Annotated in this window: 17 protein-coding genes; 1 reads left to right on the top strand and 16 read right to left on the bottom strand. The window is 58.6% G+C overall.

Going from position 1 to position 15,356, the window contains the following annotated elements; genetic code table 11:
• Nucleotides 1–189: 189 nt before the first annotated feature.
• The 16 genes from ODR01_RS10485 to ODR01_RS10410 form a co-directional block, all read right to left on the bottom strand.
• On the bottom strand, nt 190–954 hold the full coding sequence (locus ODR01_RS10485) for a glycosyltransferase family protein (protein WP_316977596.1): 765 nt from the start codon (nt 952–954) through the stop codon (nt 190–192).
• A 94-nt stretch (nt 955–1,048) separates the two neighbouring features.
• Nucleotides 1,049–1,801, bottom strand: a complete 753-nt coding sequence (locus ODR01_RS10480) for a class I SAM-dependent methyltransferase (protein WP_316977595.1) — start codon at nt 1,799–1,801, stop codon at nt 1,049–1,051.
• A complete protein-coding gene (locus ODR01_RS10475; protein ID WP_316977594.1) occupies nt 1,782–2,045 on the bottom strand; it encodes a hypothetical protein in 264 nt (87 codons plus the stop codon). Before ODR01_RS10475 ends, ODR01_RS10480 begins: the two co-directional genes overlap by 20 nt.
• Before the next feature lie 445 nt (nt 2,046–2,490).
• Nucleotides 2,491–3,486, bottom strand: coding sequence for a class I SAM-dependent methyltransferase (locus ODR01_RS10470; RefSeq protein WP_316977593.1), 996 nt, complete (start codon nt 3,484–3,486; stop codon nt 2,491–2,493).
• A 4-nt stretch (nt 3,487–3,490) separates the two neighbouring features.
• Nucleotides 3,491–4,702, bottom strand: coding sequence for an N-acetyl sugar amidotransferase (locus ODR01_RS10465; RefSeq protein ID WP_316977592.1), 1,212 nt, complete (start codon nt 4,700–4,702; stop codon nt 3,491–3,493).
• A 14-nt stretch (nt 4,703–4,716) separates the two neighbouring features.
• The gene (gene hisF, locus ODR01_RS10460) at nt 4,717–5,481 is read right to left on the bottom strand and encodes an imidazole glycerol phosphate synthase subunit HisF (protein ID WP_316977591.1); all 765 of its coding nucleotides are present in this window, start codon (nt 5,479–5,481) and stop codon (nt 4,717–4,719) included.
• A 17-nt stretch (nt 5,482–5,498) separates the two neighbouring features.
• Nucleotides 5,499–6,125 carry an imidazole glycerol phosphate synthase subunit HisH gene (gene hisH / locus ODR01_RS10455; protein ID WP_316977590.1) on the bottom strand — a complete coding sequence of 209 codons (627 nt, stop codon included), beginning with the start codon at nt 6,123–6,125 and terminating at the stop codon, nt 5,499–5,501.
• A 117-nt stretch (nt 6,126–6,242) separates the two neighbouring features.
• Complete coding sequence (locus ODR01_RS10450) at nt 6,243–6,791, bottom strand: GNAT family N-acetyltransferase (protein WP_316977589.1); 549 nt, start codon at nt 6,789–6,791, stop codon at nt 6,243–6,245.
• On the bottom strand, nt 6,778–7,866 hold the full coding sequence (locus ODR01_RS10445) for an N-acetylneuraminate synthase family protein (RefSeq protein ID WP_316977588.1): 1,089 nt from the start codon (nt 7,864–7,866) through the stop codon (nt 6,778–6,780). Before ODR01_RS10445 ends, ODR01_RS10450 begins: the two co-directional genes overlap by 14 nt.
• The gene (locus ODR01_RS10440) at nt 7,863–8,744 is read right to left on the bottom strand and encodes an SDR family oxidoreductase (RefSeq protein WP_316977587.1); all 882 of its coding nucleotides are present in this window, start codon (nt 8,742–8,744) and stop codon (nt 7,863–7,865) included. The genes ODR01_RS10445 and ODR01_RS10440 overlap by 4 nt, the downstream gene beginning before the upstream one ends.
• 47 nt (nt 8,745–8,791) lie before the next feature.
• Nucleotides 8,792–9,805 carry a UDP-N-acetylglucosamine 4,6-dehydratase (inverting) gene (gene pseB / locus ODR01_RS10435; protein WP_316977586.1) on the bottom strand — a complete coding sequence of 338 codons (1,014 nt, stop codon included), beginning with the start codon at nt 9,803–9,805 and terminating at the stop codon, nt 8,792–8,794.
• A 50-nt stretch (nt 9,806–9,855) separates the two neighbouring features.
• A complete protein-coding gene (gene gmd / locus ODR01_RS10430; RefSeq protein ID WP_316977585.1) occupies nt 9,856–10,929 on the bottom strand; it encodes a GDP-mannose 4,6-dehydratase in 1,074 nt (357 codons plus the stop codon).
• Between the two features lie 21 nt (nt 10,930–10,950).
• Complete coding sequence (gene fcl, locus ODR01_RS10425; RefSeq protein WP_316977584.1) at nt 10,951–11,934, bottom strand: GDP-L-fucose synthase; 984 nt, start codon at nt 11,932–11,934, stop codon at nt 10,951–10,953.
• A gap of 64 nt (nt 11,935–11,998) precedes the next feature.
• A complete protein-coding gene (nusG, locus tag ODR01_RS10420) occupies nt 11,999–12,502 on the bottom strand; it encodes a transcription termination/antitermination protein NusG (RefSeq protein ID WP_316977583.1) in 504 nt (167 codons plus the stop codon).
• A gap of 3 nt (nt 12,503–12,505) precedes the next feature.
• Nucleotides 12,506–13,168 (bottom strand): winged helix-turn-helix transcriptional regulator, encoded by a 663-nt coding sequence (locus ODR01_RS10415; protein ID WP_316977582.1) that lies wholly within the window; start codon nt 13,166–13,168, stop codon nt 12,506–12,508.
• A gap of 82 nt (nt 13,169–13,250) precedes the next feature.
• On the bottom strand, nt 13,251–14,237 hold the full coding sequence (locus ODR01_RS10410; RefSeq protein WP_316977581.1) for a glycosyltransferase family 9 protein: 987 nt from the start codon (nt 14,235–14,237) through the stop codon (nt 13,251–13,253).
• A gap of 128 nt (nt 14,238–14,365) precedes the next feature.
• Between ODR01_RS10410 and ODR01_RS10405 the strand changes: the two genes are divergently transcribed.
• Nucleotides 14,366–15,349 (top strand): glycosyltransferase family 2 protein, encoded by a 984-nt coding sequence (locus ODR01_RS10405; RefSeq protein ID WP_316977580.1) that lies wholly within the window; start codon nt 14,366–14,368, stop codon nt 15,347–15,349.
• The last annotated feature ends 7 nt before the right edge of the window (nt 15,350–15,356 follow it).

Genomic DNA, 15,356 nt, shown 5'->3' with positions numbered 1-15,356 from the left:
CTGCGCTGCGATGCCGGCGCGTTTGCACCGCCGGGAGGGCGACAATAAGGCCCGAAGATTGCGGCCAGCATCATAGGTGCGGCGCGCGATCCTCCCGATACGATAACCGAGCCCACCGCAGAACGAGAATTTCCTGGAGCAAACTCCCATATTAAGGAGCGCCATGAGCTATCGGCCTAACTACTATTTTCATGGATTTTCTTTCATGGCCGCAGGCACGGTTGGCCGACTAACGTTGTGATGCCGCGCGTTAAGGGCGGCGATATGCGGCTGGGCTCGCAACACCCCAAGAATTTCGTTAGTCGACGGCATAGCCGGAAGCGGCGGGAGTTCCATGAACAGCGCCCGGAAAAAGTCGAGGTCCTCATCAAAATCGAGCGTCCAACGTTGGTCGGCCACCCACCCGCCCGGTCCGGTGAGATTGGCCTTGCGGACGGACGGATGGGCTCTAATCCAGGGCGTTACGTGCTCGCGCTGGTCGAGTTCTTTTGCCTCGTTCGCTGCGCGGTTGAGAACATCAAAGGTAAAGGCCTCGCAATCCAGACCATGTGGCCAACTCGGCGGCATGTTGTTGCAGGCATAGTCGGCCCCGTCGTCCGCGACCAGTTGTAAGACTTGGCCGCAAATCTGGGGGTCGGCCAGCGGACAATCGCTGGTCACCCTCATGACGATGTCGGCCCCCAGCGCCAAAGCAGCTCTCCAATAGCGGTCAAGCACATCATGCTCGGCCCCACGGAAGACAATGGCCCCAGCCGCCTTGGCTTCGACAGCCACCCGGTCGTGGATCTCGCCCTCAGGTATCGCGCAGCAGACACCATCGATCCCAGGAATGGCGGCACAACGGAACAGCGTATGGGCAAGTACACTTTGTCCATCAAGATCCATCAGCACCTTGCCGGGCAGACGCGTCGATGTCATACGCGCCTGCACAATAACAATAGTCCTTCTTGTCATTAATACACCAAAATAACTTTCCCTATCATCACGCCACGTCGCGTATAGATAAAAATTAACCCGTATATACTACAGTGACGTTATATAATGTCACTCATCTTTTTGTCAGGCAATGAATTTCTGAACAAAAATGATTCTTATCAAGTTCTGACTGCAAATCATCAATTTTATTTCCAAAGCCATTTCCAAAGTACTCCATGAGCGTTTTAGAACCGCCATTTTCACGAATAGTTATCATGATACTTCTATATAGATCCATTATGTCTGTGCCAAATCTCCATTCAGCCACTGGCCTAACTCCGGCAAGTAAATTCATTTTCCGTAAGGATTTCTCCGTAAAAAGATGTGTGTGGTCCGCAGACAATTGCCTTGGGAAAACTCTGCTAAAAACATTCTCTACAATCACTGACAATGAAAACATTGGCACGGAATAATAAAGATATCCGGCATTTCCGTTACGAAACGCCTCAAATAATTTATTTGGCTCTCTCAAGTGCTCGATAACCCCAATAGCCGAAACTATATCGGCATCAGTTCTCCTTATTTCATCATAAAATCCATTTTCATCTGAGTTCGAAAGTGGTTTTTTGTTTGATAATCTCAAAATTTGTGCGTTTCCGAAATCAATGACCGTTTTTCCAATATCAATACCATAAGCATCAACACCTCTTTGCATCGATGCATACACGAAATGCCCTCCACCACATCCGATATCAAGCAACTTGTATTTTCTAACTGGAAGATTATCCAACAAAAAATTAACTTTCGGCATATAAATATCGATCATTCGTTGATTATAATTTCCAGATACATACTCCTCTGAATAATCAATCCCACCATCTTCCATATATATTTTCAATACCATGTTGTCTAAAATCAAATTTATCATGCAACATAGAAGAGCATATTTTACATTTTACCCTTATTGGTTGGTGTGAATATATTTCATTTTTACGCATAGCCTTATTAAATAGATCATTGTTATTTTCAAAATAATTTTGTTTAGTTTTTATATAAAATTCTGCGGATTTAGAGTATTTTACATTTACTGTGTTGCCATAGCATGGCTTCGTCCCTGTATTTTTCGTCATTGCCGTCCTCTTTTAATCCAATGTGACGCTTGGTATCTTGTTTTTTTTGCCATGCATATATATTGAAACAGAACAGCAACAATGCCTCGCGCCCCCCCTGAGCGATCCAAACTGGGATACGAAAATTGTCAGCGGTTCCGTAGAAAACAATATCAATACACTAACTCACCTTTGTAGCAATAAATACTCAACTTGCGACCATCTTTGTAGATTTGAATATTTCCATTACAATGTCATATGCAAACGCTAAAATGGTTTTTTAATATTTTTTATCTTCGTTGCTTCAAAAAAGAGCAGCAACACTATTGTTCTGTACATTGGACACCACGGCGTCGGTGATTGATTCTGGATACTATGAGTAAGATCGGGGCGCAGATATACAGAGTTTGAACGGCTATGCCTCGAAACAAGCCAAAAATTAGACTTCTACGATTCGATCAATCCTTCAAGCCTTCCGAGCCACAAGCCAAAGATGCGAGGACAGACCGTTGACCCATAGAAACTTCTGGAAAGGCTCTGCAAGGCGCTCCCATTCATCGATTAGCACACGCTTCAGGAACGTTTGCCCATCGAGATCAACATCTCCGACAAGCACCTTCTTGCGCACCAGTTCGGCGTCGAGCTCTCCAGGGGTTGTCGTCTCAAGCACCGTGAACCCACACCGCGCGACGAGATCTGATAGGGATTCCGGATTGAAGTAGTTGAGGTGCTCGACGTCGACGGTGTCCGAGGCCGCTTGAAGGACCTCCACCTCAAACCCCCTCACGTTAGGACAAGATAGGATGAGCACCCCTCCTGATGCGAGAAGGCGCGCACTCGCCTCGATAAAAACGCGCGGCGAAAACAGATGCTCGATGACCTCGAAGCTGACTACAATATCGGCGAAGTCATCCGGGAGGTCTGTCTGCTCGATCGGCAGTTCTATCACCTCTAAACCCTTTTTGCGGCAGGTCGCCGCGAGATCCGGGGTGGGCTCCACCGCAACATATCGTCCGAACAGGCCAGTTTCCAACACGGCCTCGCCAAAAGTACCGTAACCGGCGCCAACCTCCAGGAGGGTATGGGTGGGCACGCCAAACCGATGGCATATGTCTACGAGTCGATCAACGCGCGGCCGAAAGATTTTCTCTCGCCGGATGACTTCAGAGGCGGGGAAGATGAACGTATTCCAATACCGGTAGTGCTCCGACGTCTCGTAGTACCACGCGAGGATTCCCGGCGTTGGCCGAGGATTAACATACAGGGTGCCGCAAGATAGGCAGTCGACATAGGTAAGTCCGTACTTCTCGAAACGGACCACCGGGTGGTCGTCTCCGCAGGCCGGACAAGGAACAGCGACGAACTCGCCCTTGCGTTCGTTCAAGCGGTGGATATCTTGAGCGAATCGCCGGGCCTGCTCTTCCCGCATCGTGTCCGGGCGAATCTCGTTCTCGGTCAGCACGGCATTAGCCCCTCTGATACTTGTCCCACTGGTCGCGCGGCAGATGGACCCGTCCATAGGACGATGGTGTGCCCCACAGATTATCTTTCACCCACTCGCCGTCTTCAATACGCCACACCCGCGGATCGCGAAAGGTGTCGGCGATGCAGTCGAACTCTACCTCGCTCATGTCCACGTACTCGAGCCATCTCCGCAAATCCCGAGGCTTAATGTGGTCACGCTTGCGGACTTCCTCAACACCATCAGTCCTGGTCATTCGGCCGGAACGGATGTCCTTGCACGCGTGGTCCGAAGCCCGACCGTAGCCGAACTTGACGAACTTCATGTAGTCGTGCACGCCATTTTCGTGGATATCGTCCAGGTTCGAGACGCGCCGATACGTCCGCTCGAACTCCCGCTCTGAGGCCCGCCAACCGTAAAGCTGCGTAACGAGGCCTGCGTTCTTATGGCCGTCCCAGTCGATGAAGTTGGAAAGATGAATCCCCCGAACCCCCGCCTCGTCAATTTCATCGTCCGACGGATACTGCGCCCACAGGAGATCCTTGGTTCGCAACCCCTCCTTCCATTCGGGATGCCCCAACTTCTCCAGCCCTTCGTCTGTGAAATCGTACCAATCATACCCTCTGAGCGCGTGTTCCTTGCGGTACTTGGCCGTGAACTCGATGAAGTCGTTGTAGGAATACATGCCGCCCAGGTCCATGAAACCGTGCTCTCCCCACAGCATGAGCGGCACACGGTAGCGTACCGCGACCTGGATGGGCGCTGAGAAGATGCCGCAATGGGCATGCCAGTTCATGTCGCCCTGAACCTTGAAGCCCAGGCGGTTCATCTTGACGAGGGTCCCGACCGAGGGACGAACGACAACGTGGTCGCAGTCAAAGACCTCGCGCATGCGGAAGAGATTATACTCGCCTTCCGGCAGGTAGTTGTTGCCGTGGTAGGTCACCAAAAGCGGCTTCAGACCCAGTTCCTTGACCGCGACGTGGGTCTGGAAATAGCTGTCCTTTCCGCCACTGACCGGGATGACGATGTCGTAGTTCCCATCGCTGCGATACTCCCCGGCCAGATCCTTCAGCATTTGCCAACGCTGTGACCAATCGATGTCGCTCTTCTGTTTGGCGACCCGACATCCCGAGCAGACCCCATTCTCGTCGAAGGTCAACGGCGTCGCCGCTGCCGAGGGATAAACACAGTTGGAGCAGTATCGAATTGCCATCGCCATCATCCATTCTAGTGTCGCACGTTGATTCCAGCTTTGACCAAGGCCCTTTTTCCGCCCCGGTCGGCCAAATCCTTGAAATGCCAAATGTTTGCCGCGGCGACCGCCGCCGCGCCTGCCTTGATGCCTTCCACATAATCCTCGTACCGGCCGACCCCACTGCAGGCAATCAGCGGGATCGATACGGCATCCGCCATGCGCGCCACGAGGTCGAGGTCGTAACCGCTTCCTGTCCCATCGCGATCGATGCTCTGGATGAGGATCTCACCGGCCCCGCGTTCCTCAGCCTCACGGGCCCATTTCTCGGGTCGCCGGCCGGTCGCCGTGCGCCCGCCCTCTGAGAAGACCTCCAACCGTCCGTCGTCATGTCGGCGCACGTCGATGCTGACAACGATGGCCTGGCTGCCGAACACCTTGGCCCCCTGGGCGATGAGGTCCGGGTTCGCCAGCGCCTGGCTGTTGATCGCCACCTTGTCAGCACCGCTGCTGATGATGGCGCGCATGCCGTCCACGCTCCTGATGCGTCCGCCCCAGGTCAGCGGCATGAAGCAGTTCTTGCCGACCGCCCGCAGAATGTCCAGAGGGCCGCCGATGTTCTTCACACGGGCATCGTCGCGGCGCAGGTCGTAAGAATCGTCCCGGCTGATGTCGAGGTAGATCAGTTCGTCGACGTTCCACTGGTTGAAGCGTTCCACCTCGTGTATCGGGTTGCCGATCGCCTGGTAGATACGAAAAAGCTCGCTGCGGACCAGAAGCCCGTTCTGCAGCAGCAGCACCGGAATGAGCCTCTTCTTTAGCATCGTGCCGCAGCACACCAGTTGTTCAGGAGGCTGAGCCCTGCCTTGTGGCTCTTTTCGGGATGAAACTGGGTCGCCCAGACATTGCCGGTCTCTATGCTTGCGGCAAAATCCTCGCCGTGATCGCAAATCCCGCTTACGACCGAATCATCCGCGGCGCACAGAATGTAGCTATGGACGAAATAAAACGCCTGCACGTCACCGAGGTCGCGATACAACCCCTCCGCCTTGCGGATACTCACATCGTTCCATCCGATGTGCGGGATGTGGATGTCCGGGTCGTTGGATCGGCGTTCGAGCCGACGACAAACTCCCGGTATCCAGCCCAGTCCCCGATGGTCACCTTGCTCCGTCCCCCGCTCGGCGAGGAGTTGCAATCCAAGGCACAAGCCTAAGAAAGGCTTTCCTTTGCCGCGAACCTCATGGTCGAGGGCATCCACAAGGCCTTTCGTCCAAAGATTCTCCATCGCGTCGCCGAATGCCCCGACCCCCGGCAGCACGATCGCCGTTGCCGACGCCAATGCCTCCGGCTCGCCAACGCACTGCACCTCCCGTCCCAACGCCTCAAACGCGTTCGCGACCGAGCGTAGGTTTCCCATACCGTAATCGATAATTGTAATCATTATTCTGGTCCGTCAGCCACACATTGCGTCACAACGTCTCCCATGGAAAGAGTCCCTGTACCGATAGCTAAGCTGCCCTTTCCCCCCGTTACAGCATGTCGCCGCGAGAATAAACTGCTAGACGTCGCCACAGATCCTATACTCGTCGGCCAAAACGCTGAAAAAGAGGGAATCCACCCAATGGCCCGCTGTCCAGCGGGTCTCACGATGCCGCCCGTCCAACGTCATACCAAGCGACTTGAAAAGCTTTTCTTTGGCCGTATCGACAGAATAGATTTCGGCCCAGATGCGATGTAGTCCCATTTCCTCGAAACCGAAGTGCAGTAGCGTGCGCGCAGCATCCGGCGCGTAGGTGTCGTCAATATAAAGACCGCCTATTCCGATGTAGAGAGAAAGGTCCGCGTTACGATCCCGCCAATTGATATAGCACAGACCACAGGCCCCGATTAGTCGGCCACCATCCAACTCCACGATTGAAAACATACGCGTGGAGGAGCCGCCAACCACCGTTTCCTCGAACCATCGTTCCTGCTGGAACGAATTCAGTTCCCTATCCTCGCGAAAAAACCTGCGGTACAGCGGCTGGTTTCTCCACTCAAGCAGTTGCGGCAGATCGTCACGCTCGACCGCTCTAAGTCCGGTCACCGACCCCTTAATCACGCCCATCCTCCAGATCCGTCCATTTTAAGTCATCGCCGCGTTCCTTGGTCACTCGCAATCGGCGGCCGAGAACGCCACGTAGGGCATGCGGCTCCACCGACCCGGGCGGCGCCGGACGCAACGGCTCCACATCGCATGGACCGATGATGGACCCGGCTAAGAGATTGCGAGCTAGGCGAAGGCACCGTCTTTGGACGACCGCGGCTTCCGCTTCGTTCGTCTCTAGCCGTTTCACTCCATCTCCCAAGGCCAGTTCAACTTCACGAGTGCGATCAACCATGTCGCGCCAAGTCAATGGGGTCATAGAGAATCCGTGGTCAGGCCCGATCCGCTGGTTGTCGTCTGTAAAGTGCTTCTCGACAATGCGGGCGCCTAAGGTGACCGCCCCCAGGACAACCGAATGTCCAGGCGTGTGGTCGGAAATGCCGAGCACCAAGCCAGGCCACCTTGCCGCAAATGTATTGAGGACACGCAGATTGATGAAACGGAAATTGTCCGGGCTGCCCGTGTAGTTCGTGTTGCACTGCATTAGGGAAAAGCGCGGATTCACAGCGAGGACAGCATCTACAGCACGCTCCACCTCGACCATGGTCGAGGCGCCGGTGGCGAGAATCGTCGGCTTCCCCGCCGCTGCAATTCGCGTCAACGCATCGCTCCAGGTTATTTCCCCAGATCCGATCTTGAAAGCGTCGACCGCGCCGACTGTTTGTTCGATGGCATCGAAATCATACGGGGAGGTCATGAAGTGTATGCCGGCGTCGCGAGCGGTCTCCTGTAACGTCCGGGTCCAGGTCCGATCGAGTTCACACTTTTCGTAAATCTCGTATATGGATCCCTTCCATGCCTTTTGATGTGACATCCGCTCAAGTTGTGTGAAGCCGCGATCACTGACAATAGCATACGCCAGGAAATGCTGAAACTTGACTGCGTCGGCGCCACATTCCTTGGCCTTCCAAATTAGGGCCTTGGCGCGCTGCAAATCTCCGTCGTGATTGGAAGCCAAGTCTGCTATGAAATATGTTGGCGTATCCAACGAGATCCGCCGAGATTGAATATAGAGATCACGATCATAATGACTCATAAGGCACGGCCCTCCCGCAGCAAATCATCGATGACCTGTGCACGCGTCGGCAAAGCCACGCCGAGAATTGACTCGGCCTTCGAGACGTCTAGTCCTAGACTTTCGGCCCGGCGCACCGCCAAAGACCGAACCGAAACCGGACTGACGTTGCGCAACGGCGCCCCCAAGGCGTCCGCCAAGGCGGCTACAAATTCCAGTTTGCTCGACACCTCGCGAGAGGCGATATTGACGATCCCCCGAGCATCGGCCTCGATTAACCTAATCAAGGAACGGGAAAACCATCCCGTGCCGATGGTGGACGTGAAGTAATCGTTGAACAGAATAGCCTTTTCACGCCGCTCGACGACAGCCAACGCCCAGTTGAAAAACGTTTGTCTTCCACGAAGGCCGACAGGACCGGTTACATTGGTCCGGACCACGAGGCTGTCGGGAACAGACAGGGCACAAACCTCGCCCGCATATTTCGAAGAGGCATAAGCATTCACGAGAACGACAGGCGCCGCCTCGTCATGACAGCGTCGGCCGTCATCAATGTAATAATGGTCGGTCGAAATCTGGACAAACTTAACTCCGATGGAGGAGGCCGCCTCCGCCATGATTCCCGGTGCGCATCCATTTACCGCATACGCTAAGGCGGTGTCATTTTTGCATTCTGCAAAATCCGTTATCGCCGCTGCGTTTATAACAACGTCCGGCCGGGCCGAGGCGACGACATCGAAACAGGACCGGAAATGACGAAGGTCGATGCCAATATCCGCATGCTCCCGCGCGACGCCGATAACGTTGTAGCCAGCCTGCTTCATGGCTCTGCACAAGCTTTGCCCAACCATACCGGTCGCCCCGAAAACCAATACCTTGCGTTCGGCCGACAAAACCACCTATCGCCCCCAAACGCGGGCTGTGGCGGCCCGGGTGATCCGATCAATCAGCATGTGCCTAGGACCTCCTTCAGTTGCTCCGCTTGCAACCATTCAAGATTGTTCTCGCTGCCGTATTGGAATCCGTTCTCGATCTCGCGCGCCCCCATATCCCGATAGGTCTCGTGCCGGAACGAATTGAAACTCGGGCAGATCACATAGCGATCATCGAGTTCGATGGTAGAGCGCGCGTCGTCGCTGGTGATCATCACCTCGTGCAGCTTCTCGCCAGGTCGGATTCCGACGATTTCGTGATCAAGGCGGGGACCGATGGCCGTCGCCAGGTCGACGACCTTCATGCTGGGGATCTTCGGCACGAAGATCTCTCCTCCCTGCATCATGGCCAGCGACGACAGCACGAAGTTCACACCCTGCCGAAGAGTGATCCAGAAGCGCGTCATCCGCGGATCGGTAATGGGCAGGGTCTTGGCGCCATCTTCCACCAGCTTGCGAAAGAAGGGAACAACGGAACCGCGCGATCCGACCACGTTGCCGTACCGGACGACCGCGAAATTGGGTTCGCCGCCCGATAGGTTGTTGGCGGCGACGAAGATCTTGTCCGACGCCAGCTTGCTCGCCCCATAGAGATTGATGGGGCTGGCCGCCTTGTCGGTCGACAGCCCGACCACCCTCTTCACGCCGCACCGCAGCGCCGCCTTGACCACGTTTTCGGCCCCATGCACGTTGGTCTGGATGCATTCGAACGGATTGTACTCGGCGATCGGGACGTGCTTGAGCGCCGCGGCATGAACCACATAGTCGACGTCGCGCAGGGCCAACTCCAGCCGGTCGACATCGCGGACGTCGCCGATGAAATAGCGCATGAAGGGGTATTCCTCCACACGGAATTTCTGCGCCATTTCATACTGTTTGAGCTCGTCTCGCGAGAAGATGATCAGTTTGCGGGGCTTGAACCGCCTGATGGCCTCGGAAACGAGGGCCTGGCCAAAAGATCCCGTCCCGCCCGTGATCAGAACGGATTTCCCGTCCAGATCGATCATCGGCTGGTCGAAGGGGCGCATGCTTAACTCCCTGCTTCTTGATTATAAGGGCTTGGATCGATAGACGGACGTCATGCGCCGGAATGCAACGGTTCGGCCGGTCCGCTTTCCAGCAAGTCAATGTCGGCTTCGACCATCTCGCGCACCAGGTCGCTAAATCCTGTGCGGTGGCGCCAGCCCAATTTCTCATGGGCCTTGGCAGGATCGCCGAGCAAGAACTCGACCTCGGTCGGCCGGAAGTAGCGCGGGTCGATCCTGACCAGCGTCCTGCCGGATGCATCGTCAAGCCCTTCCTCCGCGACGCCCGCGCCCCGCCAGACGACGGTGTGCCCCACATGGGCGAAGGCCAGTTCGACGAACTCGCGCACCGAATGGGTCTCGCCGGTCGCCAATACGTAGTCGTCGGGCTCCGGCTGCTGGACGATCCGCCACATGCCCTCCACGTAGTCCCGTGCGTGGCCCCAGTCGCGCTTGGAGTCGAGATTGCCGAGATAGAGGCAGTCCTGCCTTCCGGCCGCGATGGCGGCCACCGCCTGGGTGATCTTGCGGGTCACGAAGGTTTCGCCGCGGATCGGGCTTTCGTGGTTGAAAAGGATGCCGTTGGAGGCATGCATCCCATAGGCCTCGCGGTAGTTCACGGCGATCCAGTAGGCGTAAAGCTTGGCCGCCGCATAGGGGCTGCGCGGATAGAAGGGCGTGGTCTCGCGCTGCGGCGTTTCCTGGACCTTGCCGAACAACTCCGAGGTCGAGGCCTGGTAGAAGCGTGTCGTCTTCTCCATGCCGAGGATGCGCATCGCTTCCAGCAGGCGCAGCGTTCCCAGCGCGTCGGCGTTGGCCGTATATTCGGGGGTCTCGAAACTGACCTGCACGTGGCTCTGGGCGGCCAGGTTGTAGATCTCGTCCGGCTGCGTTTCCTGGACCAGGCGGATCAGGTTGGTGGCGTCCGTCATGTCGCCGTAATGCATCAGGAAGCGCGGATCGTTGACGTGCGGATCGACGTAAAGATGATCCACCCGCGCGGTATTGAACGAGGACGAGCGCCGCTTGACGCCATGCACCCGATAGCCCTTTTCCAGCAGCAGTTCGGCCAGATAGGCGCCGTCCTGGCCGGTTATTCCGGTGATCAATGCAACTTTCTCGGTCACGGCGTTCGCTCCCCCGGCCCGCTATTGGCGGATATGGTCGATGTTGTCGAGGAACCAGCGGTAATAGCCCCGCAGCCCCTCTTCCAACGGTGTCGCCGCCCGCCATCCCATCGCCGCCAAGCGCGATACGTCGAGAACCTTGCGTGGCGGGCCGTCGGGGCGCGCGGTATCATAAACCAGCCGCCCCTCCCAACCGACCACCCGCCGCACCCTCTCGGCGAAATCGGCGATCGTCACATCCTCGCCCGTCCCTACGTTCACATGCGATTCGCCGGAATAGGATTTCAGAAGAAACGCGCAGGCGTCGGCCAGATCGTCGACATGGAGGAATTCGCGGCGCGGCTGGCCGGAGCCCCACACCGCGACCTCCGAAAGCGCCGCCTCTTTCGCCTCATGCAACCGCCTGAGCAGCGCGGCCGGAACGTGGCTGTCGGTCGGATGGAAATTGTCACCGGGTCCGTAAAGATTGGTCGGCATCGCCGAGATGAAGTCGCACCCGTGCTGGCGCCGATAGGCCTGGCACAGCTTGATGCCGGCGATCTTGGCCACCGCGTACCACTCGTTGGTCGGTTCCAGGGGACCGCTCAACAGGGCGTCCTCGGCCATCGGCTGCGGGGCCTCGCGCGGATAGATGCACGACGAGCCAAGAAACAGCAGCTTCTCCACCCCCGATTTGAAGGCGGCGTGGATGACATTGGCCTCGATGGCCAGGTTGTCATAGAGGAAATCGACCGGATAGGTGGCGTTGGCGTGAATGCCGCCGACCTTCGCCGCGGCCACCACCACGACCTGTGGCCGATTGGCCGCCACCCAGGCCTCGACCTCGGCCTGCCGGCGCAGGTCGAGCGTCGTGCGACCGGCCGTCACGATTTCGCAGGACTCCCGGGACAACCGGCGCACCACGGCGCTGCCGACCATCCCGCGATGGCCGGTCACCCAGATGCGCTTTCCGGAAATATCGTAGGTCACGGATCTCGCTATCGATAAAACGTTTTCGCCGGCCATGCTACCGCCATTCGGGTGAAAAATGCCTTCACCCGTTAGGCCATTTGGCCGATGACCCGGCGGCTCAGGCGGTGGCCTGCACCCAGCCGAGTGGAACGCGCGCCCTGACCTCGCGGCCGAGAAGGCTCAGCAGCACAATGACGCGCTCTTTGGAATCCAACCCCTCGAAAATGCCACGCAGCTCGGCGAGGGGACCGTTTGAAATCTCCACCACCTGGCCCTGCTGCAACGACGTCTGCGGACGCAGGATAATCCAACCGGCAGCATCCTCGTGCCCCTGGATATCCTCGACCACACCGTCGGGAATCGGTGCCGGATTGTCGCCGTGGCACACCAAGCGGCTGACCCCCACCGTGCCCTGGATCGAGCGCCAGCGGGCCGCCGCCAGATCAAGCGCCACAAACAGGTAGCCCGGAAACAACGGGACCGGCGCGATGTCCACTTTGCGGGCATGCCGGCGGCGCTTGAGAAAACGCGGCAGATATCCCTCGAACCCCTGGCGCGTCAGGTGAAGCAGCGCCGTCGATTCGTCCCGCGGCCGCGTTTGAACCACATACCAGCGTCGCATGGCCTATCTCCCCCCCCGCTCTCGCGCACCATTGCGGACAACACGCAGAATGGAAGGCGCCAGGATGCGTTCGTCCGGCAGGTGCTCGGCCAGCGCGGCATAGGCGGCCTGCGGATCGGTGAGATCGGTGATGACCACCGCATCGACCGGCCCAACCTTCTTCAGCAACGGAAACACCGCCAGGTTCTGGAAGGTTTCGCGGGGGGTGGCGGGATCGACGATACCGGCCAACGTCACCGGGTACTCGTGGGAACAGAGAATCATGATTTCCGCAAGTTCGCTGGCCCCAGCCAACGCTAGGCGCCGCCAGTTGCGCTCCTCGCTGAGGGCGAGAACTTCGGCGCACTGCTGACGGGCGCGGCGGAAAAAGGTGAATGAATGCGACAGGTACTGCGCGGTCAGACGGCTCTTCTCGGTGAAACCCGCCGGCGTCAGGTAATAGGCGTAGCGATTGGCCGGCGCCTGGCGGACCTTGATATAGCCCTTCTTCACGCAGCGCTTGATGTACGTGTTGACCAGGCCCAGCGCCACGCCCAGTTCGGTCGCCACCGTGCGCTGGGTCACGTGGCTGTTCTCGTGAACCGCGTTCAGCAGGCCCAGGGTGATGTTCGTCTGCTCTTCCGGCATGCGCAAACGACGCGATGGTCGCTCCTGTCCAGCAGTCACCAAACTGGCGTTCATAGCGCGAACGCGTTCACGCTAAGAACATACAGTTAGCGGAGTGTTCAGTCAATGAATCCTGGCGGCTTCACGCCGGCTTGCCGTGGAGCAAGGTCGCAACCCCATCCCATACCGCCTCGACCGGGATCGCCGCCATGGCGCTGCCCCCGAAATCCTGGGCTCGCAGCACGATCAGGCGGCAGGTCACGGGAGCAAATTTCGCCGGAGACGTCGGCCCGAATAGGGATACCATCGGCACATCAGCAGCCGCCAGCATGTGGCCGGCACCGCTGTCGTTGGCGACGGCCGCGCGCATGTGGCGCCCCAACGCGACCGTTAGCAGTGGCGACAGTGCGACGGCGTCCTGGAGAGGCAATCGCGCGCGGGGCAAGGCGTCGGCCACCGCCGAACCCCATCCGGCCTCGCCGGGTCCCAACAGGACCGCCGGAATGTAACCGGCGGCCAGCAGCCGGCGGCCCACCTCGAGATAGTTTTCCAGGGGCCAACACTTCTGTCTGCCGCCGGCCCCGGGAGCGAGCCCCACGTAGGTGGCGCCCTGAGGCAACAACCGCGCCGCCTCCGCCTCGATCTCGGCAGGAAGATTGGGGCGCCCGATCAGCGACGGATCCACCGTCCGGCCCGCCGCCAATGCCGCCAGTTCCAGCAACTGCGACGCCAGTGACGGGATCTTGCGGAATCTGTGGCGGGGATGCTCGCTGGACAGGAGATATCCCAACGTAGCCGAAATGAACCGCCGATGCGGGATGCTCCGGAGCTTGAGCGTGGTCGGCAGCCCGCGCTGGGTATCGATGATGATTTCGAAACGCTGCCCGGCGAGTCGCTGCCGGGCCGCAAAGTCGCCGACGTCCTCTGCCACGACCTCATCCAGCAGGCCCGCCACCAAGGGGGCCAGGCTGCCGGCGTAGACCGAGGTTCCGCGCCCCGTGAGCCAGGTGATGCGCGCGCCCGGAAAGGCAGCCCTCAACGCCCGCACGAAAGGCAGCTTCATCATGCCGTCACCCACCAGGTCGCAGCCGACATAGACCAGAACGCTGGCGGCCTGGCGCGGAGACATCGACGGAAAGGTCCTAAGCACGATTGCGGTGTCTGAACGGGTTTCTTGATATCGGAGCGGCGAATCTTTAAGCATTCATAAGCCTTATAACAGCCCCCGGACCGGGCGTCACGATGGCGGAAGAGAAGATGGTGTTCCACGATTCGGAGACGGGCGGGACGGGCGTGTCGTTCGTCATTACCGTCTACAACAAGTCCGCCTGCCTGCCGGCAGTGATCGGCGCGTTGCAACGGCAGGAGGGCAGCTTCGATCGGGAGTTCATCTTCGTCGACGACGGCTCGACCGACGATAGCGCCGCCGTCATCGAGCGCGAAGCCGCCGATCTGCGAAATGTCTCCATCGTGCGGCAACCGAACGCCGGCCCGAGTTGGGCCATCAACGCCGGCCTGGCGCGCGCCAGGTTTCCCTATGTCAAAGGCCTCGACGGTGACGACCTGCTGACACCGCGGGCGACGTCGCTGCTGCTGGATGCCGTCCGCACGACCGGATGTCCGATGGCCTACGGCACCTGCCTGCCGTTTCCGCCGGGCCAGGATCCGCTGACGGTGCAGCATGGCGCCCTGGAAGGTGCGCCGCCCGCCGCCGTTCGCGTCGAGCGGCCACTGGAACGGTTGATGGATGGGTACCTGTTCGGCAACGCCAGCGCCTGGCTGGCCAGCCGGGCGCTGCTTTTGGCTGCCGGCGGTTCCGATCCGAAGGTCTTCATCCAGGATGTCTCGATTATGCTGCGCATGGCGGCGCGGACCCCGTTCGCCACCCTCGACTACCCCGTTTTTTTCTGGCCGCGGGAAGCCGACGGACGCTTGACAGGAAGCGAGTTGCAGATCCTGCACGACATCAATCGAGCGTTCGCCGACTTCTTCGCCGAACATCCCGAAATTCCGGCCGTCATGCGACGGCGGGCGGCGAAGCGGCTCACGGGGCGGGCATGGAAATGGGCGCGGCGGCGGTGCGGGGCCGGCATGGCGTCGGCAGATTTCTGGCGCTACATCCGCGGTCTGCTGGCGATCGGCGACCCCGTCGCCCTGATGGAAGAAAGCTGCCGGAGCTTCGTCGGCGCCATCCGCACCCCCCCAAAGAATCGCGCCGCACCGATCCTCCCCGCGCGATGATCCGCCG

This window comes from Shumkonia mesophila (assembly GCF_026163695.1).
In the GTDB taxonomy this organism is placed as follows: Bacteria; Pseudomonadota; Alphaproteobacteria; order Rhodospirillales; family Shumkoniaceae; genus Shumkonia; species Shumkonia mesophila.
This window is presented reverse-complemented; position numbering and strand designations above follow the sequence as displayed.